The 23,247-nt window shown below is 71.0% G+C and carries 25 protein-coding genes; 12 read left to right on the top strand and 13 right to left on the bottom strand.

Annotated elements, in window-relative coordinates; all coding sequences use genetic code 11:
- The first annotated feature begins 426 nt into the window (after positions 1-426).
- From alr to ACWD38_RS13895, 4 genes are all read left to right on the top strand, one after another.
- Positions 427-1,569, top strand: coding sequence for an alanine racemase (gene alr / locus ACWD38_RS13910; protein WP_450124174.1), 1,143 nt, complete (start codon positions 427-429; stop codon positions 1,567-1,569).
- Entirely contained in the window at positions 1,566-2,672 is a 1,107-nt protein-coding gene (locus ACWD38_RS13905; protein WP_184483123.1) for an alpha/beta fold hydrolase, read from the top strand. The genes alr and ACWD38_RS13905 overlap by 4 nt, the downstream gene beginning before the upstream one ends.
- Complete coding sequence (gene tsaE / locus ACWD38_RS13900; protein ID WP_184483121.1) at positions 2,669-3,124, top strand: tRNA (adenosine(37)-N6)-threonylcarbamoyltransferase complex ATPase subunit type 1 TsaE; 456 nt, start codon at positions 2,669-2,671, stop codon at positions 3,122-3,124. The genes ACWD38_RS13905 and tsaE overlap by 4 nt, the downstream gene beginning before the upstream one ends.
- A gap of 334 nt (positions 3,125-3,458) precedes the next feature.
- Positions 3,459-4,142, top strand: coding sequence for a VTT domain-containing protein (locus ACWD38_RS13895; RefSeq protein WP_184483119.1), 684 nt, complete (start codon positions 3,459-3,461; stop codon positions 4,140-4,142).
- Here the strand turns inward: ACWD38_RS13895 and ACWD38_RS13890 are convergent.
- Positions 4,128-4,907, bottom strand: a complete 780-nt coding sequence (locus tag ACWD38_RS13890) for an IclR family transcriptional regulator (protein WP_184483117.1) — start codon at positions 4,905-4,907, stop codon at positions 4,128-4,130. The two genes, ACWD38_RS13895 and ACWD38_RS13890, sit on opposite strands and share 15 nt — an antisense overlap.
- A 195-nt stretch (positions 4,908-5,102) precedes the next feature.
- Here ACWD38_RS13890 and aceB point away from each other — a divergent pair, with 195 nt between their 5' ends.
- The 4 genes from aceB to ACWD38_RS13870 all read left to right on the top strand — a co-directional run bounded on the left by aceB (position 5,103) and on the right by ACWD38_RS13870 (position 10,031).
- Positions 5,103-6,701, top strand: coding sequence for a malate synthase A (gene aceB / locus ACWD38_RS13885; protein WP_184483115.1), 1,599 nt, complete (start codon positions 5,103-5,105; stop codon positions 6,699-6,701).
- 139 nt (positions 6,702-6,840) lie between these two features.
- Positions 6,841-8,091, top strand: coding sequence for a DUF6986 family protein (locus ACWD38_RS13880; protein WP_343071593.1), 1,251 nt, complete (start codon positions 6,841-6,843; stop codon positions 8,089-8,091).
- Positions 8,092-8,321: 230 nt separating this feature from the next.
- Complete coding sequence (locus ACWD38_RS13875; RefSeq protein WP_184483113.1) at positions 8,322-9,269, top strand: alpha/beta hydrolase family protein; 948 nt, start codon at positions 8,322-8,324, stop codon at positions 9,267-9,269.
- Positions 9,270-9,686: 417 nt separating this feature from the next.
- Positions 9,687-10,031 (top strand): hypothetical protein, encoded by a 345-nt coding sequence (locus ACWD38_RS13870; RefSeq protein WP_184483111.1) that lies wholly within the window; start codon positions 9,687-9,689, stop codon positions 10,029-10,031.
- Positions 10,032-10,041: 10 nt separating this feature from the next.
- Here ACWD38_RS13870 and ACWD38_RS13865 read toward each other — a convergent pair whose 3' ends face one another.
- From ACWD38_RS13865 to ACWD38_RS13855, 3 genes are all read right to left on the bottom strand, one after another.
- Positions 10,042-10,938: a serine/threonine-protein kinase gene (locus ACWD38_RS13865; protein ID WP_450124173.1), complete on the bottom strand. Its 897-nt coding sequence runs from the start codon at positions 10,936-10,938 to the stop codon at positions 10,042-10,044.
- A gap of 91 nt (positions 10,939-11,029) precedes the next feature.
- A complete protein-coding gene (locus tag ACWD38_RS13860) occupies positions 11,030-11,218 on the bottom strand; it encodes a hypothetical protein (protein ID WP_184483107.1) in 189 nt (62 codons plus the stop codon).
- Positions 11,219-11,751: 533 nt separating this feature from the next.
- Positions 11,752-11,985 (bottom strand): hypothetical protein, encoded by a 234-nt coding sequence (locus ACWD38_RS13855; protein WP_184483105.1) that lies wholly within the window; start codon positions 11,983-11,985, stop codon positions 11,752-11,754.
- A gap of 203 nt (positions 11,986-12,188) precedes the next feature.
- Here ACWD38_RS13855 and ACWD38_RS13850 point away from each other — a divergent pair, with 203 nt between their 5' ends.
- Both ACWD38_RS13850 and ACWD38_RS13845 read left to right on the top strand, forming a co-directional pair.
- The gene (locus tag ACWD38_RS13850) at positions 12,189-13,031 is read left to right on the top strand and encodes a helix-turn-helix domain-containing protein (protein ID WP_184483103.1); all 843 of its coding nucleotides are present in this window, start codon (positions 12,189-12,191) and stop codon (positions 13,029-13,031) included.
- A complete protein-coding gene (locus tag ACWD38_RS13845) occupies positions 13,024-13,209 on the top strand; it encodes a DUF397 domain-containing protein (RefSeq protein WP_184483101.1) in 186 nt (61 codons plus the stop codon). The genes ACWD38_RS13850 and ACWD38_RS13845 overlap by 8 nt, the downstream gene beginning before the upstream one ends.
- A 47-nt stretch (positions 13,210-13,256) precedes the next feature.
- On the opposite strand, the gene ACWD38_RS13840 is transcribed toward ACWD38_RS13845, so the two are convergent.
- From ACWD38_RS13840 to ACWD38_RS13805, 8 genes are all read right to left on the bottom strand, one after another.
- Positions 13,257-14,321: a S8 family serine peptidase gene (locus tag ACWD38_RS13840; protein WP_184483099.1), complete on the bottom strand. Its 1,065-nt coding sequence runs from the start codon at positions 14,319-14,321 to the stop codon at positions 13,257-13,259.
- 315 nt (positions 14,322-14,636) lie between these two features.
- The gene (locus ACWD38_RS13835) at positions 14,637-15,605 is read right to left on the bottom strand and encodes a glycoside hydrolase family 43 protein (RefSeq protein ID WP_221315937.1); all 969 of its coding nucleotides are present in this window, start codon (positions 15,603-15,605) and stop codon (positions 14,637-14,639) included.
- Positions 15,606-15,836: 231 nt separating this feature from the next.
- Positions 15,837-17,210 carry a nucleobase:cation symporter-2 family protein gene (locus ACWD38_RS13830; protein ID WP_184483095.1) on the bottom strand — a complete coding sequence of 458 codons (1,374 nt, stop codon included), beginning with the start codon at positions 17,208-17,210 and terminating at the stop codon, positions 15,837-15,839.
- 301 nt (positions 17,211-17,511) lie between these two features.
- Complete coding sequence (pucL, locus tag ACWD38_RS13825) at positions 17,512-18,402, bottom strand: factor-independent urate hydroxylase (RefSeq protein WP_184483093.1); 891 nt, start codon at positions 18,400-18,402, stop codon at positions 17,512-17,514.
- Between the two features lie 7 nt (positions 18,403-18,409).
- Entirely contained in the window at positions 18,410-18,730 is a 321-nt protein-coding gene (gene uraH, locus ACWD38_RS13820) for a hydroxyisourate hydrolase (RefSeq protein WP_450124172.1), read from the bottom strand.
- Complete coding sequence (gene uraD, locus ACWD38_RS13815; protein ID WP_184483089.1) at positions 18,727-19,224, bottom strand: 2-oxo-4-hydroxy-4-carboxy-5-ureidoimidazoline decarboxylase; 498 nt, start codon at positions 19,222-19,224, stop codon at positions 18,727-18,729. The genes uraH and uraD overlap by 4 nt, the downstream gene beginning before the upstream one ends.
- A gap of 91 nt (positions 19,225-19,315) precedes the next feature.
- Entirely contained in the window at positions 19,316-19,666 is a 351-nt protein-coding gene (locus tag ACWD38_RS13810; RefSeq protein ID WP_184483087.1) for a helix-turn-helix domain-containing protein, read from the bottom strand.
- Positions 19,667-19,933: 267 nt separating this feature from the next.
- Positions 19,934-20,191 (bottom strand): thiamine-binding protein, encoded by a 258-nt coding sequence (locus ACWD38_RS13805; RefSeq protein ID WP_184483085.1) that lies wholly within the window; start codon positions 20,189-20,191, stop codon positions 19,934-19,936.
- 188 nt (positions 20,192-20,379) lie between these two features.
- Here ACWD38_RS13805 and ACWD38_RS13800 point away from each other — a divergent pair, with 188 nt between their 5' ends.
- A complete protein-coding gene (locus tag ACWD38_RS13800) occupies positions 20,380-21,492 on the top strand; it encodes a glycerate kinase (RefSeq protein ID WP_450124171.1) in 1,113 nt (370 codons plus the stop codon).
- Positions 21,493-21,669: 177 nt separating this feature from the next.
- A complete protein-coding gene (locus ACWD38_RS13795; protein ID WP_184483082.1) occupies positions 21,670-22,536 on the top strand; it encodes a helix-turn-helix domain-containing protein in 867 nt (288 codons plus the stop codon).
- A gap of 3 nt (positions 22,537-22,539) precedes the next feature.
- Here ACWD38_RS13795 and ACWD38_RS13790 read toward each other — a convergent pair whose 3' ends face one another.
- Positions 22,540-23,235, bottom strand: a complete 696-nt coding sequence (locus ACWD38_RS13790) for a GNAT family N-acetyltransferase (protein ID WP_184483080.1) — start codon at positions 23,233-23,235, stop codon at positions 22,540-22,542.
- Positions 23,236-23,247: the final 12 nt, after the last annotated feature.

The raw sequence follows: 23,247 nt of genomic DNA, 5'->3' as shown, positions 1-23,247 counted from the left end.
ACCGTTCGTCCAACGGGATTGGGCGAACGGTCCGTTGACTCGGTTCGGGGTCGGGGGTGAGCGGCCCGTCCGCCCAATGGGATTGGGCGAACGGTCCGTTCACTCGGATCAGGGGCGTGCGCTGTGCGGCGATCCGCGTGGGCGTTGGGGTGAGCGGACCGTTTGCCCAACGGGAGCTCCGTTCACCTGGAGCTGGAATCTCACGTCGCGTGGGGCGGGCTGGGGTGAGCGGACCGTTTGCCCAACGGGATTGGACGAACGGTCCGTTCACTCCGAACCTGAGCCGCCGTGCGCAGGGCGCTGGGAGCAGCAATGCGCACGGAGGGTGATCAGCTGGTCTCCCAGGGTGGTATACAAGGAACGTGATGAGGGTCTGCTTCACAACCAGGCGGTGATCGGCAATGCGTGTGCGACGATGTCGGCGCCATGACTGAGCAGCCCGCGCACCGCGCCGACCTGCGCATTGACGTCGATGCGCTTCGCCACAACGTCGCCTTGCTGGCCGAACGGGCTCAGCGCTCGGGCGCCCGGACGATGGTGGTGGTGAAGTCCGACGGGTACGGCCACGGCGCCGAGGTGGTGGCCCGCGCCGCGCTCGACGCCGGTGCTTCCGCGTTGGGCGTGGCGGCCATCGGGGAGGCCTTGCGGCTGCGGGCCGCGGGCATCACCGCTCCGCTGCTGTGCTGGCTGCACGTCCCGGGTGACGATTTCGACGCGGCCGTCGCGGCCGATGTGGAGCTCGCCGCGTCGTCGGCCGCCGAACTGGACGCGATCGCGACCGCCGCGCACGCGCGGTCCCGGGTCGCCAAGGTGCACCTCAAGATCGACACCGGGTTGGGCCGCAACGGCTGCCCGCCGGAGCTGTGGCCGGCGCTGGTGGAGCGCGCGGCGAAGGCGCAGGCGTCGGGCGTGCTGGAGGTGGCCGCGGTCTGGTCGCACTTGGCGTGCGCGGACGAACCGGGCCACCCGTCGATCGACGCGCAGGCCGCCCGCTTCCAGGACGCCTACGAGCAGGCGCGCGCCGCCGGGCTCACCCCGATCCGGCACCTGGCGAACTCGGCGGCGCTGCTGACCCGCCCCGACCTGCACTTCGAACTGGTCCGGCCGGGCATCGCCGCCTACGGGCTGGACCCGGTGCCGCACGCGGGCGATCACGGGCTGGTCCCGGCCATGACGTTCCGCTCCGAGGTGGTGCTGACCAAGCGCGTCGGCCCCGGCGAGAGCGTCTCCTACGGCCACCTGTGGACGGCCGACCGCGAGTGCACGTTGGCGCTGGTGCCGGTGGGCTACGCCGACGGCGTGCCGCGCAACCTGTCCGGCCGGATGGACGTGTGGCTGGCCGGGCGCCGCAGGCCGGTGGTGGGCCGGGTGTGCATGGATCAGCTGGTGGTGTGCTGCGACGACGATCCGGTCGCGGTGGGCGATGAGGTCGTCCTGTTCGGCCCTGGTGAGCAGGGTGCGCCGACCGCCGCGGAGTGGGCGGACAAGCTGGGCACGATCCACTACGAGATCGTCACCGGCATGTTCCGGCCGCGGGTGACGCGCACCCCTACGGAGGTGGCGACATGAGACCGGTGTGGCAGGCGCTCGCCTGGTCCAGCGGGGTGCTGGGCGCGGCGGTGACGGGGGCGGCCGTCGGCGTCGCCGCGCACAGCTCGCGGATCGCGACCCAGCGCCACGACGAGGACGACCTGTACGCGCAGGAGAGCCTGGGGCGGTTGCGGCCGGACCGGCAGTCCACGGTGGCCGCCGATGACGGCGTGCCGCTGGCGGTGCAGGAGATCAAGCCAGCCGACGGCGGGCACGCCGATCTCACGGTGGTGCTGGTGCACGGCTACGCGCTGGATTCGCGATGTTGGCACTTCCAGCGCCGCGACCTGCCGCTGATGACGGATCCGCGGGTGCGGGTGGTGCAGTACGACCAGCGCAGCCACGGCCGGTCCGGGCATTCGTCGCGGCGCAACAGCACGATCGAACAGCTCGGCAAGGATCTGGACGCGGTGGTGCGGGCGACCGCGCGGCGCGGTCCGGTGGTGCTGGTGGGGCATTCGATGGGCGGCATGGCGATCATGGCGCTGGCCGAGCAGCAGCCGAAGTTGTTCCGCGACCGGGTGTGCGCGGTCGCGTTCATGAGCACGTCCGCCGGGGAGATCGGCGCGTCCGGCCTGCCGAAGCCGTGGTTGTCCCGGAACAACCCGCTCACCCGTGGCCTGGGCGTGCTGGCGGGCCTGCAGCCGGAGCTGGTGGAGCGGGTGCGCCGCACCGGCGGGCAGTTGGCGTGGAGCATCGTGCGGGCGCTGTCGTTCGGCGATCGCGAGGTCAGCCCGTCGCTGGTGGACCTGATGAACAAGATGATCTCCGCGACGACGGTCGAGGTCGTCACGGACTTCCTGGAGACGCTCGGGTCGCACGATCGCAAGGCCGCGCTCGCCGGGCTGCGCCACACCGAGGTGCTGGTGCTCAGCGGCGATCTGGACCGGATGACGCCGTTCTCGCACTCCGAGGTGATCGCCGGGGAGTTGCCGGAGGCGGAGCTGGTGCGGGTCGAGGGCGCCGGGCACATGGCGATGCTGGAGCAGCACGAGCTGGTCACCGGGCACCTGGTTGGCTTGGTGAAGCGCGCGGCGCAGCGGATCTCGAACGGGGAGAAGAAAGTGAGCGGCCGGTCATGAGCGCGGATGTGGCGTCCACCGCCGAGTTGGCGACTCCGGAGGAGGCGCTGGACTTCGGCCGCCGCCTGGGCGCCGGGTTGCGCGCCGGTGATCTGGTCGTGCTGGACGGTCCGCTGGGCGCGGGCAAGACGGTGCTGGCGAAGGGGATCGCCGCGGGCATGGGCGTGACCGGCCAGGTCACCTCGCCGACGTTCGTGATCGCCAGGGTGCACCACCCGGCTGGGGACGGTCCGGCGCTGGTGCACGTCGACGCGTACCGGCTCGGTGGGCTGGAGGACATCGACGACCTGGACCTGGACACCGATCTCACCGATGCGGTCGTGGTCGTGGAGTGGGGTGCCGAGGTCGCGGCGCGGTTGGCCGACGAGTACTTGATGATCCGGTTGCACCGCCGTACCGACGACGTGCGCGAGGTCGTCCTGGAGCCCCACGGCGACCGCTGGCACACCTGATCCCCCTTCCTCGGCCTCCCCGAACGGCTGGGGACGAACTCCTCACCTGGGATGACTCGCGCGATTTCGCGAGGAATTGCGAGCCCCCGAAGTGGATGCCTGGGCAGCTACGTGGCTTGATCTGGGGTTATTGCTGGGGTTCGGGGTTTTGCGGGAATGGTGGGGGTTTGATTTCTCGCGAAATTGCGGGGTTGCTGCGGGTGGTGAGATCCCTCGTTCGGGGTGGAACGGGGTTTCCCTGGGACGTGGTGGCTGGTGACCGCCGGTAAGTCGGGGGTCGTGATCCGGCCGTAGGCTGAGCTCGCACATCGCTCGGGCGCGGAAGGGCACATCGGTGATCGAGTTCTTGTCGGGGTTGCCGGTGTACGGGCTGTTCGCGGTGGCCTTGGTGGTGCTGGCGATGGAGTCCGGGTCGCCGATCGGGCTGTTCCTGCCCGGTTCGCCGACGCTGCTCGCGCTGGGGCTGCTGTCGCGGCAGGGCGTCGCGAACCCGTGGGTGGCGGTGCTGGTGGCGGGCGCGGCTTCGGCGCTGGGCTGCCAGTGGGGTTTCCTGCGGGCTCGCAGGCTCCGGTTGCTGGACCGGGAGGCGGGTTCGGCCGATCTGCTCGACCCGCCGAACCGGTTGGAGCGCAAGCTGATCCAGCGCATCGGGCGGGAGCGGGTGCGCCGGCTGCTGACGTTCCTGGACCGCCGTGCGGCGGCGACCGTGGCGACCGGTCACTTCTTCAGCGTGGTGCGCACCTTGATGCCCCGCCTGGCCGGGCGCGCGGGCGTCTCGCACCGCAGGTTCAGCTCCGTGAACGTCCCGGCCGCGTTCGCCTGGGCCGCGTTGCTGGTCACGCTCGGCCGGATCGCGGGGGCGGCGTTCGACCAGGTCTCGTCCGCGGTGGGGTTGGCCGGGCTGCCGGTGGTGCTGGTCGCCGCGGTGATCGGGTCGATCGTGCTCGTGGTGCGGCGTCGCCGGTCCCGCGCGGACGCGGAGACCTCGGCGGACGCGGAGGCCTCAAGCGCTGTGTGAGGCGGTCCGCAGTTCGGCGCTGAGGTCCTTGGCGAGCCGCCGCATCAGCGGGACGATCGTGTCCGTGGCGATCCGCGTCATGCGCCCTTCGGGTCCGCTGATCGAGATGCCCGCTCCGGCGGGGGCGCCGGGCACCGCCACGGCGTAGCAGCGCACGCCCACTTCCTGCTCGCCGTCGTCGATGGCGAAGCCCTGTTCGCGCACGCGCCCCAGCTCGTCCTGCATGGCGGCGACGGTGGTGATGGTGCGTTCGGTCTGCGCCCGCATCCCGGATCGGCCGAGGAGCTGCGCGACGGTGTCGGTGGCGAGGTCGGCGAGCACGGCCTTGCCGACGGCGGTGGCGTGCACGTCGACCCGGCGGCCGACCTCGGTGAACATCCGCATCGAGTGCTGCGACGGGACCTGCGCGACGTAGACGATCTGGTCGCCGTCGAGCACGGCCATGTTCGAGGTCTCGCCGGTCGCTTCGGTGAGTTCCGCCAGGTAGGGGCGCGCCCAGGACCCGAGCGAGCGGCTCGCGGTTTCGCCGAGCCGGATGAGCCGCGGCCCGAGCGAGTACCGCCGCGACGGCTGCTGCCGGGCGTATCCGCTGGTCACGAGGGTGCGCATGATGCGGTGGATGGTCGGCAGCGGCAGCCCGGAGGCTTCGGCGAGTTCGGAGAGCGCGACTTCGCCGCCCGCGTCCGCCATCAGTTCCAGCAGGTCGAAGGCGCGTTCGATGGACTGCACCCCTCCGCCTTGGTTGGCACGGCGTGGCCCGGTCATCGCTGCGGTCCCTTCGTCGGCCTCGGAGGTCGGCCTGGTGATCGATTCTAGTCGGCGGTGCCCGAGCTCATGTTGCCTCGGGCCATACGTGGAAACTAACATCCACGATGCAGAAAAGCACTGAAGCGTTGTGGCGCTACCGGGCGTGACCCGGCGCGGCGGCGAGCGCAGGTACCCGAGAGAAGGTGGGCTTCCATGTCCGACACGACCCCAGCGACGAGCGTGCAGGTGCTCGGCGGCTCCGTGGAGCGGGGCGACGAGATCCTCACCCAGGAGGCTCTCGACTTCGTCGCTGGTCTGCAGCGGAAGTTCGGCGCCCGCCGGGACGAGCTGCTGGCCCGCCGCGTGCAGCGCCGGGACGAGGCCACCCGCAACGGCCGCCTCGACTTCCTGCCGGAGACCAAGGAGATCCGCGAGTCCGACTGGCAGGTCGCCACGCCCCCGGCCGACATCGCCGACCGGCGCGTGGAGATCACCGGCCCGACCGACCGCAAGATGTCGGTGAACGCGCTGAACTCCGGTGCCCGCATCTGGCTGGCCGACCTGGAGGACGCGAACACCCCGCACTGGGAGAACGTGGTCAGCGGCCAGGTCAACCTCTACGACGTGGTGCGCAAGCAGGTCGAGCTCACCACCCCGGAGGGCAAGCAGTACAAGCTGCGCGACGACGTGCAGCACGCGGTGCCGCTGGTGCGCCCGCGCGGCTGGCACTTCGACGACAAGCACGTGCTGGTCGACGGCAAGCCGATCGTCGGTGCGCTGCTGGACTTCGGGCTGTACTTCTTCCACAACGCCCAGGAGCTGGTGAACCGGGGCAGCGGCCCGTACTTCTACCTGCCGAAGATGGAGAGCCACCTCGAGGCGCGGCTGTGGAACGACGTGTTCACCCACGCCCAGCAGGAGCTCGGCATCCCGCACGGCACGATCCGCGGCACGGTGCTGATCGAGACCTTCCCGGCGGCGTTCGAGATGGAGGAGATCCTCTACGAGCTGCGCGACCACTCCGCGGGCCTCAACGCCGGTCGCTGGGACTACCTGTTCAGCGTCATCAAGACGTTCCGCGACTCGGACCAGTACATCCTGCCGGACCGCAACACGGTCGGGATGACGGCGCCGTTCATGCGCGCCTACACCGAGCTGCTGGTGCGCACCTGCCACAAGCGCGGCGCGTTCGCGATCGGCGGCATGGCCGCGTTCATCCCGAACAAGAAGGACCCGGAGGCCAACGACAAGGCGATGGCCAAGGTCCACGACGACAAGAACCGCGAGGCCGGCGACGGTTTCGACGGTTCCTGGGTCGCGCACCCCGGTCTGGTGGAGATCTGCTTCGAGGAGTTCGACGGCGTCCTCGGTGACAAGCCGAACCAGATCGACCGCAAGCGCGAGGACGTCTCGGTCACCGCCGACGACCTGCTGTCGGTGAACCGGACGCCGGGCCAGAAGACCATCGAGGGCCTGCGCGCGGCGGTGGACGTCGGCGTCCGCTACATCGTGTCCTGGCTGGGCGGCAACGGTGCCGCGGCGATCCACAACCTGATGGAGGACGCCGCGACCGCCGAGATCTCTCGTTCGCAGATCTGGCAGTGGCTGCACAACGACGTGGTCCTCGCCGGTGGCGAGCAGGTCACCGTCGACCTGGTGCGCCAGGTGCTGGCCGACACGGAGAAGGCGCTGCGCGCCGAGAACGGTTTCCCGACGGAGAACCTGGGCCAGGCCGTCGAGCTGTTCGAGCAGGTCGCGGTCGCCGACGAGTTCGTGGACTTCCTGACGCTGCCCGCGTACGAGCGGATCTGATCGGGCGTTTCGAAGAGGGGGCGGTGTCGTGCCGCCCCCTCTTCCGCCGTGGGAATCCGTTCACGTCCGGCGGCTCCGCCACGGGCGGACGACGATCAAAGTTCAAGGTGCAAGGGCTTCTTTCTCGCCGGAGGTGTGTGTGCGGACGTCGTTGAACGCGGATCAGGTCGAGTCGCGGTTGGCCCGGTTGTCGGCCGTGGACGAGGACATGGCGCGGCGGTATCCGGGAGCCGGTGCCGCGCGGCAACCGGTGCACACCTGCTACGTGCCCGCGGGCGCGGTCGACTCGGGCACCTTGCGGCAGTGGGCTGACACGGCGCTGGGCACGTTCGACGAGCACCTGCCGGAGCCCGCTTCGCTGACGTTCCTGCTGGGCCTGGACGGTCCGGTGGCCGACGCGGTGCATCCGCGGGTGCGCCAGAAGCTGGCCGGGGCGGCCGTGGAGGACCTGCGGATCGACTTCGAGGACGGCTACGGCGCGCCCGGTGACGAGGCGGAGGACGCCGACGCCGAGCGCACGGCCGGTGTCGTCGCGGGCTGGTTGCGCGACGGGCAGCAGCCCGCGACCTTCGGGCTCCGCGTGAAGTCCTTCGACGACGCGGAGTTGCGCGCGCGGTCGGTGCGCACCCTCGACGTGTTCCTGACGTCGTTGTTGCAGCGGTGGGGGAGCCTGCCGAGCGGGTTCGTGCTGACCTTCCCGAAGGTCGTCGACGTCGCGCAGGTGGAGGTGTTCGTCGAGCTGCTGGAGCTGTTCGAGCAGCAGCTGGGCCTGGCGGCGGGGTCGCTGCGCTTCGAGATCCAGGTGGAGACCACTCAGTCCATCGTGGACGGTTCGGGCCGGTTCGCGCTGCCGCGCTTCATCGCGGCCGGTGCCGGGCGGGTCAGCGGTCTGCACTTCGGCACCTACGACTACACCGCGAGCTGCGGTCTCACCGCGACCCACCAGCACTTGGCGCACGGTTCCTGCGACTTCGCCCGGCACGCGATGCAGGTGGCCGCGGCGGGCACCGGGATCTTCCTGTCCGACGGGTCGACGAACGTGCTGCCCGTCGGCGAGCAGCGCGACCACGGCTGGCGCAACCACTACGACTTGGTGCGGCGTTCGCTGGCGCACGGTTTCTACCAGGGCTGGGACCTGCATCCGGCGCAGCTGGTGAGCCGGTACGCGGCGGTGTTCGCCGCGTTCCGCGAGACGGCGCCCGCGCAGGCGCACCGCCTCGCCGCTTACGTCGGCGCGGGCGGCGGCGCGGTCCTGGACGAGCCCGCCACGGCCCGCGCGATGGCATCGGCCTTCGTCCGCGCGTTGGACGGCGGGGCCATCGACGCCGCTGAGGCGCAGGCGATGACCACGATCGACGAGCCCGGACTCCGGGCGCTCGCCCGCCTCTGACCTGCCGCGACCTGGCGGGCTGATCGCTCGCCGGGTCGGAGGTCCCACTCCGCCCGTTCCGGTGCACCGTTGCACCGGGCGGGCGGTTTTCTTGCGCGGGCGCGTCCGCGTTGACGAAGCGGAACACTGCTCCGTATATTTAACGGAACAGTGCTCCGCTTTGGTGTGCTGAAGCGGCCGCCGACCCGCGACGAGGTGGTGCGGCGGCCATCGAAGGGAAGACGCGCACCATGAACGACTCGACCCACGCGGCCGACGCCGCACCCGTCCTCTCGGTCCGCCCGGTGGTGCTGCCGGTGCCGGGCCGCCCGGTGGACCTGGAAGTGCGGGTCTCCGCGCCCGTCACCGGGACCGGCCTGCCGGTGATCCTCCTGTCGCACGGGCAAGGCCACTCCCACCACCTCTCCTCGCTCGACGGCTACGCGCCGCTCGTCGACCACTGGGCCGCGCACGGCTTCGTCGTGATCCAGCCGACCCACCTGAGCTCGACGACGTTGCGGCTCGACACCGACGAGCCCGACGCGCCGCTGCACTGGCGGTCGCGGGTGCTGGACATGTCGGCCGTCCTCGACCGGTTCGACGAGATCGAGGACGCCGTCCCGCAGCTGCGCGGGCGGCTGGACCGGGAGAAGGTCGCCGTCGCCGGGCACTCCATGGGCGGGCACACCGCGAGCATGCTGCTGGGTTCGCGGCTCACCGACCCGACCGACGGCTCGGTGGTGGACCTGACCGAGCCGCGGATCAAGGCGGGCGTCCTGCTCGCCGCGCCCGGCCGGGGCGGCGACGCCGTGACCGAGTTCGTCGCCGAGAACTACCCGTTCTTCCTGGGGATCGACTTCGCCGAGATGGCCGCTCCCGCGCTGGTCGTCGCCGGGGACGCGGACGCCTCCGAGCACCTGACCGTTCGCGGCCCGCAGTGGCACGCCGACCCGTACTTCCTCGCGCCCGGCCCGAAATCGCTGCTCACCCTGTTCGGCGCCGGGCACGGGCTCGGCGGCGTGTCCGGGTACGACGTCGCGGAGACCACCGACGAGAACCCCGAGCGGGTGGAGGCGGTCCGGCGGCTCACCACGGCCTACCTCCGCTCGACGCTGCACCCCGGCGACCCCTCCTGGCAGGAGGCGTGCGCCGACCTGGCGGCCACCCCGACCCCGCTCGGCCGAGTCGACTCGAAGTAGCCCACCCGCGCAGCACCGGAGTGAAGTGAACGGCCCGTTTGCCCAACGAGATTGGACCAACGGTCCGTTCACCCGAACTCGAACCATGCGTCAGCGGCGGATCGGGATGGAGTGAACGGACCGTTTGCCCAACGGGATTGGACGAACGGTCCGTTCACCCGTTCCCGAAGCGCGGGTCGGGGGCGGATCGGGGTGGAGTGAACGGACCGTTTGCCCAACGGGATTGGACGAACGGTCCGTTCACTTGATCCGGAAGCGCGGGTCGGAGGCGAGTCGGGGCGGAGTGAACGGCCTGCTTGTCCGATCCCGTTGGGCGAACGGGCCGTTCGTCCGGAAGGGGCGTCGGGCTGAAGGGGGTCTGGTGGGGGTGGTGGGCGGCTAGGGTTGGCGGGACGGGTGATCGTTCGAGGAGGGGCCATGGCCGGGAACGACAACGAACTCGCCGCGACCGAGGACGCGTTGTCCGCGCTCGCCGCTCGTCTCCGGGAGGACCAGGTCTTCGGGCCGGTCGTGCAGCAGGGCGACACGACGTTGGTGCCGGTCGCGCAGGTCCGCACCGGTGGTGGGCTCGGCGGCAGGAAGAAGCGGGGAACCGGCGGGGGAGTCGGCGCCGTGGCCCGGCCCGTCGGCGCGTGGGCGGTCACCTCGGAGGGCGCCGTCTGGCATCCGGCGGTGAGCGTGAACCGCATCGTCCTGGGCGGTCAGCTCGCGCTCACGGCGATCGGCGTGGCTTGCGCCATCGCGTTCCGCCGCAAGCGCTGACAGTCCCCGCTCAGGCGGTCGGGTCGATGCCGGACCAGGTGATCAGGCGGGTGGCGACCTCGTCGATGCTCGGGCGCGCGGCCGGGTCGGGGGCCAGGCAGGCGTCGACGGTGCGGGACAGCCGGGCGGGCAGGCGGCGGCGGGTGCGCAGCGGCGGCGGTGCGCCGTCGAGCTGCGGGTAGTGCCGGGAGCCGTCCTCGCGTCGTTGCCGGTGCGAGACGTCGACCCACGGCGGTGCGCCGGAAAGGGCCTCCCACAAGGTGATTCCGAGTCCCCAGACGTCGGTGGCGGCGGTCATCTCGCCACCGCGCGCCTGCTCGGGCGAGAGGTAGTCGAAGGTGCCTGCGGTGTTGTGCTCGCCGATGCGGCAGGCGAGGCTCAGGTCGAGCAGCACGGCCCGCCCGCCCGCGGAGACCACATTGGACGGTTTCACGTCGAGGTGCGCCCAGCCCTGGCGGTGCAGGTAGCCGAGCACGGAGCACAGCTGGATCCCGAGGATCGCCGCGTCGACGGGCCGCAGCCGCGAGTGCTGGTCGAGCAGGTAGCTCAACGTCGCGCCGGGCAGCGTCTCGGTGATCACCACGGGGCGGGCGGGCTCGCTGCTGAGCACCGTTTCGTAGCCGCGCACCAGGTGCGGATGGGTGAGGGAGCCCAGCAGCATCCCTTCGCCGCGCAGCCACCCGGCGGCGGTGGTGTCCTCGGCGCGTTCCGGGCGCAGGGTCTTGCCGACGCAGCGGCAGCCGCGCTCCTCGCTCCAGAGGTCGTAGACGTCGAGCCGATTTCCCCGCCGCAGCAGGGAGAGCACGCGATAGCCCGGAGCGAGGTGCTCGCCGGCTTCCAGGGCGGGGCCGGGAGCTCCCCAGTCGTCGTCTTCGCCGTAGTAGGAACTCGGCGCGTCAACGGCCACGGGCCACCGTTTCGTTCGCAGGTGCGGGGTGTTTCGGCCGGAGCCCGGCGCGGTGGCGCCGGACTCGCGGGCTCGGCTGGTCCGGGCTCGTTCAGCTGCGGCTGCGGTGGCGGCGGCGGCCGGATCCGCTGCGGCTGGAGCTGTCGCGGCGACGGCGGCGGTGGTCGCTGCTGGAGTGGCTGCGCCCGCGGTGGTGCCTGCGGCGGTCGCTGCTGTCGCGGGAGGAGCGGTGGTCGTGCTTGGCGGGCGAGAGGGAGCTGAACAGCTTGCCTAAGTCCATTGTGGATTCTCCTGCGTCCGGTGCCGGGGCGTGACCTCGCCGCGGACGATCTGGCGAGATCAGCTCCTCGCCAGGCTACGCGAAGATCGGTCATACCGGACCGCGCTGCCGTCGAGCGGAGCCCACCCCGGCGCGGGACACGAGTGAACGGCCCGTTCGTCCAACGAAGCTGGAGTGAACGGCCCGTTCGTCCAATCCGATTGGGCAAGCGGTCCGTTCACTTCATCCGATACCCGTCACGGCGTGGACGCCTGGTTCCGAGTGAACGGCCCGTTCGTCCAATCCGATTGGGCAAGCGGTCCGTTCACTTCGATCGGCTCGCGGCGGCCCGGCGAGGGCGGGCCGGGGGCGGGTGAACGGACCGTTCGTCCAGTGGGATTGGGCGAACGGTCCGTTCACTCACCGGCGGTGGGGGTGGTGGCCGGGCGCGACGGAGTGGGGGAGCGCCCGGCCACCGGCCGGTCCGGTGCGGTGTCGGGGAGGTGCCGCAACGGGCCGGGGTTCGGAGACCGGTGGATTCGGGTGCCGTGGAGTCAGAAGTCCCAGGTGAGCAGCAGGTAGTCGTGGGTGCGGGCGATGTCGGCGCACTGCGGGCACCGTTCGGTGATCTGCTCGGATCGGGGGCGGCGCGGTGGCGGGGTGTCGAAGGGGACGCGGATCCAGGTGCCGCACAGCGTCGCGGCTCGCTCGCCGCCGGGCAGCGCGCCCGGCCGGGAAGGCGTCGCGTGGCGCAGGTACAGCGCCAGCCCGACGATCCAGAACGCCACCGGTCTGGGGCATCGGAAAGGGTGGGGCAGCGCCATTTCGTCCTCCTTTCGGTTCGATCACCAGCGGAACCGCTGACGAAACGAAAGGTAGATCGCTATTTTGTGTTTCCGCCAAGATGAGACTTCGCAGCTCACGATGGGTGCCGGTGGCTTCGTCGTCTCACTGCTCGGCGAGAGGAATCGGCGAATGCGGAGGTGACCGGATGCGGCACGCGGACAAGCTGCGCCAATTGGGGCTCGGCGTGCAACTGCGCAAACTCCGGGAAAGCAGGGGCTTATCCACCCGATCGGTGGCGAAATCGCTCGGTGTCTCACCGGCTTCGATCAACCGCACGGAGCTCGGCAGCAGGTCGCCCAGCCGCGAAGAGGTCAGCGCGCTCTGCGCGGTGTTCGGCGTCGTCGGCGACGAGAAGCAGGAGCTCATCGAGAGGGTCGGGGAGTCGAAGGACAACGCTGCCTGGCTCGCGACCGAGCACGTACCGGACCAGGTGACGAGCTTGATGATCCTGGAACGGGAGGCCGTGGAGATCACGGCGGTGGAGTTGGCGCTGGTTCCGGGACTCGCCCAGACCGCCGATTACGCCCGCTTGATCCTGGGGTCGTCCCTCGCTCCCGGTGTTGATCTGGAGCGGCAAGTCGCTACTCGACTTGGGCGCCAAGCGGTGCTGTCGAAGCCGAGAGCGCCGAAAGTCGCCATGTTCTTGGACGAGGCAGTGCTCTGGCGAACGCTTGCGAACGCGAGGATCGCTCAAGAGCAGCTGAGGCACCTCATCGCCGTGCAGCGCAGGGATAACGTAGCGATCCGAGTCCTGCCGTTCGATGCAGTGCCGCACGAGGGGCTGCGCGGTTCGTTCACGCTCTACGAGTTGGCGGACGGGACGCCCTACGTGTTCGTGGAAGCTCGCAGCTTCGGCGTCTTCGTCACTGAAACTTCAGCAGTGCAACCGTTTGTGGAAGTGTGCAACGGGCTGGGCAAACATGCTTTGGATGCGACAACTTCCGACGACATGATCTCGGCGGTCGCGGAGAGGCTCGGAGATGGCTGAACTGAAGTGGCGCAAGAGCACGTGGAGCGGCGACTACAACTGCGTCGAAGTCGCGCTGTCACCAGGGTCCACGGCGGTGCGGGATTCCAAGGCGCCGGAGGACGGGCACTTCACCGTCCCGGCCGCGCAGTGGGGATTCTTCTTGCACACGCTCAAATCCGGCCGTTTCGACCGGTGAGCGGGCGGTGGGCGGCCCGCCCGATGCGGGGCCGCCCACCTACCGGATCAGGGCTGCGGCACGACCGGCGCGTTCACCGCGGCGGCGGCGTCGATGACGCCGTGCCCGGTGAGCAGGCTGAACTGCCCGGTGTTGTCGCTGCCGGGGGTGTGCGCCGTGTCCATCAGGACCTGCTCCACCTGGTCCACGGAACGACCTTGCGCCGTCAGCAGCGCGGCGGCACCGGCGACCATCGGGGCGGCCATCGAGGTGCCCGCGAGCGCGTCGTAGTCGGGCTGGCCGCACTTCGGCGTGCCCATGCCTCGCGGCACGGTGGAGATCACGTCGTCGGCGCAGACGTCGTCTCCCGCGCCGCCGGGCGCGGACACGGCCTTCATGTCCAGCTTCAGGCCGAAGTTGGAGTAGGAGGCCTTCTTCTCCTCGCGGTCGGTGGCCGCGATGCACAGCGCGCCCTTCTCCCACGCGGGGGTGTCGCACAGCGGCGCGGTCTCGTTGCCCGCCGAGGCGACGACCACGACGCCCTTCGAACGGGCGTACTCGATGGCGTCCTTCGCGTCCGCTTCGATGCCGAGCAGCGTGAGCAGCTGGGTGCCGGGCTGCGCGCCGAGGCTCAGGTTGATCACGTTGGCGCCGTTGTCGGCGGCGTAGCGGATGCCCGCGCCGATCTCGCTGAACGCGCCGGAACCGTTCTCCAGCACCTTCACCGGCATGATCTTCGCGTCGGGGGCGACGCCCGCTCCGCCGATGCCGTTGTTCGCGGCCGCGGCCGCGATCCCGGCGACGTGGGTGCCGTGCACGTCGGTGTCCTGACCGACGCCGTCACCGCCGACCCAGTCGCCGTTGCCGCACGGCGCGGGAGCGCCGCCGCAGGCGAACGTCGCGCCCGGGACGAGCTGGGACTGCAGGTCGGGGTGGCCGAGGTCGACCCCGGTGTCGACGACGGCGATGACCTGCCCGGCGCCGGTGCTGGTCTGCCACGCCTGCTCGGCGTGGATCTGGTCGAGGCCCCACTGCTGGCCGGCCAAGGGATCGTTGGTGGTGGCTGCGGAGGCGGACGGCGTGGCTAATGCCGTCAGGCCGGCGACCGTGACTGCGAGGGCCCGTAAACGCATGGGCTGCTCCTGGGTTTCGGCGAAAAGTTCAGGCGATTAACGACAGCCTGACGATCGACGTTTCGTCCCGATACATGACCGAGTCCAGAAGCCGCTGTTCGGTTCAGCGAATTGCTGCGAACGGAGCAGTGTTGAACGGATAAAACGGACCCGATGTCCTCAGAGGACATCGGGTCCGCTCCCTCCCTTGCCCCATCCGGTTGCCTCGCAAGGAGATCGCGCGCCATCGGAGGGGACTGATCGGAACGATAGCCGGGGAGGTGTCCGCGCAGAACTCATCGAGCAGTGCACGATCGGGTGGATTCCCATGATCGTTCAAGAGGAAATTTCCCGCGACAGCACGGGATTCAGGCCGTCCCAGCTCAGTTCCGCGATCCACAGCCCGCGATCACCGGGCGGCTCCGGGAGGTCGCCGTGGAACGCGATGAGCCCGCCGTCGTCGAACACGTCCTGGCCGCCCGGATTCCGCACCGCGCCGCCCAGGATCTCCTTGCTCAGCAACGCACCGGGCGCTTTCGTGAACGGACCCGTCGGGCTCGACGAGGTCGCGTAGTTCGTGAAGTAGTCGCCGCTGTCGAAGGTGTTGCCGGAGAACAGCAGCACGTACCCGCCCGGCCTGCGCAGCAGCGTGGGCGCTTCGACGACGCCGGATTCCTCCGGCCGGTCCGCGCGCAGCAGCGACACGTCCGCACCGGTGGGCGTGAGGCCGTCGGCGGCGACGGGACGCAGGTGGATGGTCGACGGGCCGCTGCGGGCGCGGGTGCCGCGGGAGTCCTTGTAGAGCAGGTAGCGGCTGCCGTCGTCGTCGACGAAGCTGCTCGGGTCGATCACGTCGCCCTGGCCGGGAGCGCAGATCAGCGGATCCGGCCCGGTCGGGATGAACGGCCCCTCGGGGGAACCGGCGACGGCGGCGCCGATGCACTGGCGGCCGGAGGGCGCGTGGTGCGCGGTGTAGTACAGCAGGAACGTGCCGTCGTCGCGGGCGCTCACGTCCGGCGCCCACACGTTGAGGCTGCCCGTTTCGGACGGGCCGATCCACGGCGGCAGCTGCGGCAGCGCGTCGGCCCGCTGCTCCCACGATCCCGTCGCGTCGGTCGCGGTGGCGAGCTGCACGTTGTACCCGGCGGTGTTCGTCGCGTACGCGTAGTGCGTTCCGCCGTGGGTGAAGACGTCGGGATCGGGGAAGTTCCGGGAGATCACTTGCCGGGCCGCGTCCGCTCCCTCCGTTCGCTCGCGCGCCAGGGCGGTCGGTGACATGAGCAGCAGCAGAATGGCAGTGGTCAAGCTGATGTGTCGGCACTTTCGCGGCACGGCCCCTCCTTCGGTGACCGCACCAGTGCACCGGCGCCCCGTGCGCCTCGCTGGACACATTCACCCCACGAGTGACACCCGATCGTGCCTCTCAGCGGGCGGACGACCGGTTTCGCGGTAGCCGGAGATCCGCCTGCGCGCTCGGACGAGCCGTCCACCCGGCGCCGCGGTCAGGAGGACGGCTCATCCGATCAGGAGGAAAGATCACTCACCCGGATCGGCGCGCAGCGGCGCAGCGTGATCAGCGGGCTGCTCCGGCGCGCGGCGGTGGAAGAGGGCGTTGAGGGCGAGCGCCGCCAAGCAGCCCGTGCTGATGCCGGAATCCAGCACCGTGCGCAACGCGTCCGGGGCCTGCGCGTAGAAATCGGGCTGCACCACGGGAACCAGGCCGATGCCCAGCGACGCGGCCACGATCAACGCCTGGAACGGGTCGCCGAGATCCGCGCGCCCGAGGGTGCGGATGCCGCTGGTGGCGACCGACCCGAACAGCACCAGCGCCGCCCCGCCCAGCACCGGCTGCGGCACCAGCGAGACCACCGCGCCCACCACCGGGAACAAGCCGAGCAGCACCAGCACGCCGCCACCGGCCGCGACCACGAACCGGCTGCGGACCTGGGTGAGCGCCACCAGCCCCACGTTCTGCGCGAACGCGCTGCAGGTGAACCCGCCGAACACGGCGCTCAGCGCGCTACCGGCGCCGTCGGCGCGCAGCCCGGCGGCGATGGTGCGCTCATCGGCGGGCCGGTCCACGATCTCGCCGAGCGCGATCATGTCCGCGGTGCTCTCCATCATCGCCACCAGCATCACCACGCACAGCGAGAGCGTGGCGCTGACGCTGAAGCTCGGCGCTCCCAGCGCGAACGGCACCGGCAGGCTGAAGATCGGCGCCTGCTCGAACGTCGAAGTGTCGACCAAGCCGAACGGCCACGCGATCACCGTGCCCGCGACCAGGCCGATCAGCAGCGCGATGCGGTTCCAGAACCCGCGCAGGAACCGGTTGAACAGCAGCACCAGCACCAAGGTCACCGCGCCCAGCGCGATGCGGCCGGGCGAGCCGTAGTCCGCAGCCGCCGAATCCTGCCCCGCGATCCACCCGATGCCCACCGGCATCAGCGACAACCCGATCAGCGTGATCACGGTGCCGTTGACCACCGGCGGGAAGAACCGCACCAGCCGCGAGAAGTACGGCGCCACCAGGAACGCCAGCGCCCCCGCCACCAGCACCGCGCCGTATACCACCGACAGCGGGTTCTCCCCGGTGGGCTGCGCGATGATCGCCAGGATCGGGGCGACCGAGCCGAACGTGACGCCGTTGACGAACGGCAGCCGCGCCCCGATCCGCCAGATCCCCAGCGACTGCAACAAGGTCGCGAGCCCGGCGGTGAGCAGGCTCGCCCCGATCAGCAGCGTCTGCTGCACCCCGGACAACCCCAGCGCCTCGCCGATGATCAGCGGTGGTGCGACGACGCCCGCGTACATCGCGGCCACGTGCTGGACGCCGTAGGCCACCAGCCTGCCGGGGGCGGGCAGTTCGTCCACCGGGTGGACATCGGTGCCGGCGTGCTTCTTGAAGGCCATCGAGGACTCCTCGGCCATGGGAAGGGATTCGGCTGATTTCCTACCGGGCGACGATTTTCCGCGGATTTCGGCGCGTGTCCGCCGGATCAATTCTCCGGCGCCGATCCTCGTCCTTTCCAAGGCAGCACGAATCGGCTGATCGGATGTGGAATCGGTGCCGGAACAACGGCTCGGTGAAAGGCGGGTTCGCCCGCGGGCGATCGGATCGACGGTGGTCCGCCCGTGGGCGACCGGATCAACGAGGATTCGCCCGCGGGCGACCGGATCAACGAGGATTCACCCGCGGGCGAATCGGGGCGGGTCAGAACTCCGGGGTGCTGTACCAGGCCATCGGCGCCTGCTCGACGTCGTCGCGGGTCACGGTGCCCTCGATCAGGCCGTACGGGCGGTCGGCGGCGAAGAAGACCTCGTTGTCGTTGGCCAATCCGAACGGTTCCAGATCAACCCGGAAGTGGTGCTTGTTCGGCAGCGACAACCGCACTTCCGCCACGTTCGGATGCTGCTTCAGCACTGATTCGCCCATCGCGTACAACGTCTGCTGCAACGCGTAGCTGTGCGTCGTCGCGAACGCCTCCAGCAACGTCGTGCGGACCGAGTCGAAGCTCGCCGCCCAGTCCACGTCGGTGCCCAGGTGGCGCCAGCGCGCCGTGACCGCCGTGGCGAGGATGCGGTCCGAGGTCTCCGGCAGCGTCGTGTACTCGTCCTTCGGGTAGCCCCAGAACTCCGAGCCGGTGGACTTCAGCACCACCAGGTCCTTCAAGCCCGTCACCACGTGCGCGGTGCCGCCGTCGAAGGTGACCGCGGCGGTGCGCTTCTCATCGCTGCCGCGCCGGAACGAGTGGTCGTGGCCGGAACCGCCGACCTCGATGCGCTCCCACGCGTGCTCCTCGACGAGGATTCGCGCGCCCCGCACCGGTTCCTGGGTGTCGACGAAGTGCTTTCCCAGCCGCAGCGCGAAATCCTCGATCTCGCCGACCGGGGCCTGCTTCGCGAACGCGTAGGCGGTGTTCTTCTGGGTGTCGGTCGGCAGCACGTTCGCGTTGTCGCCCGTGTGGTGGGTGGAGTCGAACTCGCCGCGCAGCGACGTGCCGATGGTGAGGTCGCGGATGCCGTGGCGGTCGCCGTCGCGGTCCACCGCGACGAGCCGGATCTCTGCCTTGCCGTACTGGTTCGGTCCCAACACGATGCCCATCGGGCGATCAGCTCCCTCGGTAGGTGGAGTAGGCGAACGGGCTCAGCAGCAGCGGAACGTGGTGGTGCTGAGCGGGATCGGCGATGCGGAAGGTGATCTGCACCTGCGGGTAGAAGGTGTCGGTGCCCCGCGCGGCGAAGTAGGCGCCGGTGTCGAACGTCAGCCGGTAGTCGCCCGCCGGGAGCGCGTCCGGGCCGAGGTCGCCGATGCGGCCGTCGCCGTCGGTGACGCCGTCGGCCACCAGGTCCGCGCCCTCCAGCCGGACCGCGATCCCGGCGGCCGGGCGGCCCAGCGCCGCGTCCAGCACGTGCGTCGTGACGGCGCTCATGCGATCACCTTCTCCAGGCGCAGCAACGCGATCTTGCGCAGCTCGTCGGCCACCACGCCCAGTTCGGTGCGCGGATCGTTGTGCATGCGGGAGCGCAGGACCTCCAGCAGCTCCGCACCGCTGCGGCCGCTCGCGCACACCAGGTACACGTGGCCGAACCGGCGTTCGTACTCGGCGTTCTCGGCGCGCAGCGCGGACTTCAGCGCATCATCGCCGAAGTTCACCCCGGACTGCTCGGAGCGGGACCAGGTCGAGGACGTGTCGTGGCCGTCGGCCCGCTCGCCGATCCTGGGGTGCGCGGCGAGCGCGGTGTGGATCTCGTCGGAGGTGAGTTCGCGGGCGGCGGCATCGGCTCGGGCCAGGACGTCCGCGGCGGTCGCGTAAGGGCGGGCGTCGGAGAGCCGCTGCGCCCAGCGCGGGACGTCGAGGCAGGCTCGCAGTTCCAGCAGGAGCTCGGTCTTGGGCAGGCCGTTGAACCGGTCGGGTGCTGACATGGTGTTCCCATCGCGCTCGGATGAGACGAAAAGCTACGACCAGCACCCAGTGGTGTCAACACTTTGTTGAAGTTGCAGGTGGGGGAGGCTGTTATTCGCGGTTCAGGTAGTTGTAGACGGTGAACCGGCTGACTCCGAGGGCCTTCGCGACCGACTCCACCGACTTGCGCAACGTGAACGCGCCGCGCTCCTCCAGCAGCCGCACCGCGCGCTGCTTGTCCGCCCTCGGCAGCTCCGGCAGCGCCGCGCCCAGCTCTGCCTCCACCTCGGCGATCAGCCGGTCCAGGGCGCTGGTCAGCTCCGCGCCCGGCAGGCGGACGGCGACGGCGGGCTCGCCCTCCCAGTACAGCAGCACGTCGCTCGGTTCCCGGTCCTCGACGGGAACCGAGGTGGCGCCGAGCTGCGCCAGCAACGGCGCGATCGCGGAAGCGAGCGGATGCACCCGGACAGCGTAAGGACTCCGCGCCACCCGGTCGCCCACCGGTGTTCGGAGCCACCAGGGATCGGCCGCGCACCCAGCCGGCCCCGCGGTCACCTTGTGGACTACTCGGGAGATCTCGCGAGAAATTGAACCACCCGAACGAGGCGAGCCCGTCGCTTCACGGCCGCGAGGCGCACGTTGAACAGGGGGAACGAGTTGTCCACAGGGGTGTACGACACGCGGGGCGCGTTCAACTTCTCGCGAAATCGCGGGTGTCCCCGGAGGTGGTCAGGTCTCGTCGACGGTGACCTGGAGGGTGATGCGGTGCGCGCCCGAGGCCAGCGCTGAATCGAGGACGCGGGAGATCGCGGGCAGCACCGCGTCGCGGGCCCCGGTGACCGACGTGCCCAGCGGGCCGAAATCCGGTTCCAGTCCCGCCTCGCGCAACCGGTCCCGCGCGGCCAGCGCGTGCTGCGGCGGCTCGCCCTCGCCGTGGAACGGTTCGGTGGTGAACTCCGCGGTGACCTGCGGATCGGTCGGATGCATGCGGGCCTCCGGAAGGAGCGGGTGCCGGTGCGCACACTGTACGGGCCGGAGAACACCGGCCACCCCGCAGCCGGAAGCGGTGCCGCGCAGGGCATCCCAGTCCGCTGAACGCGACCGGATGGGGTTCCGCTGATCGGGCGAGTCGGGTGGAATGTGCGGGTAACCACCGTGAGCCGAGGGAGAGCGCTGTGCCCGGTCCCGTCCTGATCGCGCCGGACAAGTTCAAGGGGTCGCTGACCGCCCCCGATGTCGCGAGCGCGCTCGCCGCGGGACTGCCCGGGGTGGAGGTGCGGCTCGCCCCCATCGCCGACGGCGGCGACGGCACCGTGGAAGCCGCCATCGCCACCGGATTCCGCCGCATGCAGGCGCGTGTCACCGGCCCGGTGGGCGCACCGCTCACCGCCGAGTTCGCGCTGCGCGACGACACGGCCGTCGTGGAACTCGCCTCCGCATCCGGGCTGGCGCTGCTGCCCACGCGGGAACTCGCGCCGATGACCGCCTCCAGCTTCGGCACCGGGGAGCTGATCCGCGCCGCGCTCGACGCCGGAGCCCGCACCATCGTGCTCGGTGTCGGCGGCAGCGCCTGCACCGACGGCGGCGCGGGCATGGTCGCCGCGCTGGGCGCCCGGTTGCTCGCCGACGCCGGGCGGCCGCTGCCGCCGGGCGGCGGGGGGCTCGTCGAGCTCGCCGAGGTCGACCTCTCCGGGCTCGATCCGCGCCTGGCCGAAGCCGACATCGTGCTCGCGTCCGATGTGGACAACCCGCTGCTCGGGGAGCACGGCGCCGCGCACGTGTACGGGCCGCAGAAGGGCGCCGACCCCACCCAGGTCCGGCTGCTCGACTCCGCGCTGCGCAGCTGGTCCGGTGCCGTGACCCGCGCGGGCGGGCGCGAAGCCGCCGCCGAACCCGGCGCAGGCGCGGCGGGCGGAGTCGGCTACGCGGCGCTCGCCGTGCTCGGCGCGCGGCAGCGACCCGGTGCGGACCTGGTGTTCGAACTCGTCGGCTTCGACGCGGCGCTGCCCGGCGCCGCACTGGTCATCACCGGCGAAGGCTCGGTGGACGAGCAGACCCTGCACGGCAAGGGCCCCGCCGTCGTCGCCGAACGAGCGGCGGCGGCCGGAATCCCCGTCATCGCCGTCGCCGGGCGCTGCACGCTCGCGCCGGAACGCCTGCGGGAAGCGGGATTCGCCGACGTCTTCGCCCTCACCGACGTCGAACCCGACCCCCAGCGCTGCATCCGGGAAGCCGCATCCCTGCTCCCCGTCCTCGCCGGGCACGTCGCAGCGAAGTGGCTCGCCTGAGCGACTGACCGGCACCGCTGCACCAGGCTGGAACGAGGGCCGACGCCAGCGTGAACGGACCGTTCGTCCGGACGGGGCGGTCCGCCCACGTGCACCCGACCGCATCGGGCACGCCGATGTCGGGTGCGGTGGGGTGGTGGCTTCCTAGCGTGGTGAGCACGAGGGAAGGAGATCCCGGTGCTGGAGCGGTTGAACGAGGCCTTGGAGCACATCGAGGCGCACCTCGACGAGCAGCTGGACCTGGCCGAGGCGGCGCGGATCGCGGCGACGTCGGAGCACCACTTCCGGCGGATGTTCTCCGCGCTGGCGGGGATGCCGCTGTCGGAGTACGTGCGGCGCAGGCGGCTCACCCGCGCGGGCGCCGAAGTGCTCGGCGGGACGCGCACGCTGCTCGACATCGCGGTGCGCCACGGCTACGGCTCCGGTGAGGCGTTCGCGCGGGCGTTCCGCGCGATGCACGGCGTCGGGCCCGGCGAGGCGCGGCGCGACGGTGCCGTGCTGCGTTCGCAGCAGCGGATCTCCTTCCGGCTCATCGTCGAAGGGAGCAGCGACATGCGATACCGGATCGCGCAACGGGACGAGTTCTTCATCGTCGGCAAGAAGGCCAGGGTCCCGCTCGTCCACGAGGGGATGAACCCGGCGATCGTCGAGCACGTCCAAGGCATCGGCGCGGACGAGCTGCGGCGCATCGCCGCGTTGTCCGACCAGGAACCGGCCGGGATCATCGCGGCCACCGACGACCTCGACGAGAGCCGGGCGGAAGGGACCACGCTCGACTACCACCACGGGGTGGCGGCGAGCGCCGCCGGTCCCGATGACCTCGACTCGCTGCGCGTGCCCGCCGGGACGTGGGCGGTGTTCGAGAGCTCCGGGCCGATGCCGCAGTCGATCCAGTACCTGTGGCGGGACGTGTTCACCCAGTGGTTCCCGTCGAACCCGTACCGCAGCAGGCCCGGCCCGGAACTGCTCAGCACCCGGCTCTCCGAGGACGGCGAGCACGCCGACGCGGAACTCTGGATCCCGGTGGAACGCGCCGAGGGCTGACCGTCAGGGAACCCGGAAACCGCGGAAGGTCACCGGCTCCAGCATCGTGAAACCGAGGCGTTCGTAGAGCGCGATGGCGGCGGTGTTGGAGTCGGTGACGTGCAGGAAGGGGCGTTCGCCGCGGGACCGGATGCGGGCGGCGAGCGCGCGCACCAGGCGAGCGGCGTGGCCGCGGCCCCGGGCCGCCGGGGCGGTGCAGACGGCGCTGATCTCCGTCCAGCCGGGCGGCCGGAGCCGTTCACCCGCCATGGCGACCAGCGCGCCGTGCTCGTCGCGGACGCCCAAGTAGGTGCCGAGTTCGCGGGTGCGCGCCCAGAACGGTCCCGGCTCGGTCCGGGCGACGAGGTCGAGCATGTCGGCGACGTCGCCCGGACCGAGCTCCACCGCGGATGCGGGCTCGGCGTCCGCGACGCCGTCGGCGGGGCCGACCATCCGCCGCGCCGGGAGGGAGAAGACCGGTTCCCACTCCGGTGGCGGCGTCGCCGGGCTGCTGAACAGGTCGGCGAGCGCCCCGCTGCCGAGCAACCGGGCCAGGTCCGCCCACTCGGCCGCGCCCGCATCGGCGGGCACCGCCGCGAACGTCGTGACGTCCGGCAAGTAGGTCGCGGCCGAACCGACCCGGCGGGCCAGGTGGGCGTGGTGGCCGCGCAGCGACTCGCCGACCGGATCGTCGAGCGCCCTGACGTCGCTGTCCACCACCGGCCCCTCCCC

It is taken from the genome of Saccharopolyspora sp. NPDC002578, assembly GCF_053592695.1.
This window is presented reverse-complemented; position numbering and strand designations above follow the sequence as displayed.

What these genes read in the sequence shown, in the direction of transcription:
- alr (WP_450124174.1), top strand. Translation starts at nt 427, where the DNA reads ATGACTGAGCAGCCCGCGCACCGCGCCGACCTGCGCATTGACGTCGAT.
- ACWD38_RS13905 (WP_184483123.1), top strand. Translation starts at nt 1,566, where the DNA reads ATGAGACCGGTGTGGCAGGCGCTCGCCTGGTCCAGCGGGGTGCTGGGC.
- tsaE (WP_184483121.1), top strand. Translation starts at nt 2,669, where the DNA reads ATGAGCGCGGATGTGGCGTCCACCGCCGAGTTGGCGACTCCGGAGGAG.
- ACWD38_RS13890 (WP_184483117.1), bottom strand. Translation starts at nt 4,907, where the DNA reads ATGACCGGGCCACGCCGTGCCAACCAAGGCGGAGGGGTGCAGTCCATC.
- aceB (WP_184483115.1), top strand. Translation starts at nt 5,103, where the DNA reads ATGTCCGACACGACCCCAGCGACGAGCGTGCAGGTGCTCGGCGGCTCC.
- ACWD38_RS13875 (WP_184483113.1), top strand. Translation starts at nt 8,322, where the DNA reads ATGAACGACTCGACCCACGCGGCCGACGCCGCACCCGTCCTCTCGGTC.
- ACWD38_RS13870 (WP_184483111.1), top strand. Translation starts at nt 9,687, where the DNA reads ATGGCCGGGAACGACAACGAACTCGCCGCGACCGAGGACGCGTTGTCC.
- ACWD38_RS13860 (WP_184483107.1), bottom strand. Translation starts at nt 11,218, where the DNA reads ATGGACTTAGGCAAGCTGTTCAGCTCCCTCTCGCCCGCCAAGCACGAC.
- ACWD38_RS13850 (WP_184483103.1), top strand. Translation starts at nt 12,189, where the DNA reads ATGCGGCACGCGGACAAGCTGCGCCAATTGGGGCTCGGCGTGCAACTG.
- ACWD38_RS13845 (WP_184483101.1), top strand. Translation starts at nt 13,024, where the DNA reads ATGGCTGAACTGAAGTGGCGCAAGAGCACGTGGAGCGGCGACTACAAC.
- ACWD38_RS13840 (WP_184483099.1), bottom strand. Translation starts at nt 14,321, where the DNA reads ATGCGTTTACGGGCCCTCGCAGTCACGGTCGCCGGCCTGACGGCATTA.
- ACWD38_RS13830 (WP_184483095.1), bottom strand. Translation starts at nt 17,210, where the DNA reads ATGGCCTTCAAGAAGCACGCCGGCACCGATGTCCACCCGGTGGACGAA.
- pucL (WP_184483093.1), bottom strand. Translation starts at nt 18,402, where the DNA reads ATGGGCATCGTGTTGGGACCGAACCAGTACGGCAAGGCAGAGATCCGG.
- uraH (WP_450124172.1), bottom strand. Translation starts at nt 18,730, where the DNA reads ATGAGCGCCGTCACGACGCACGTGCTGGACGCGGCGCTGGGCCGCCCG.
- uraD (WP_184483089.1), bottom strand. Translation starts at nt 19,224, where the DNA reads ATGTCAGCACCCGACCGGTTCAACGGCCTGCCCAAGACCGAGCTCCTG.
- ACWD38_RS13805 (WP_184483085.1), bottom strand. Translation starts at nt 20,191, where the DNA reads ATGCATCCGACCGATCCGCAGGTCACCGCGGAGTTCACCACCGAACCG.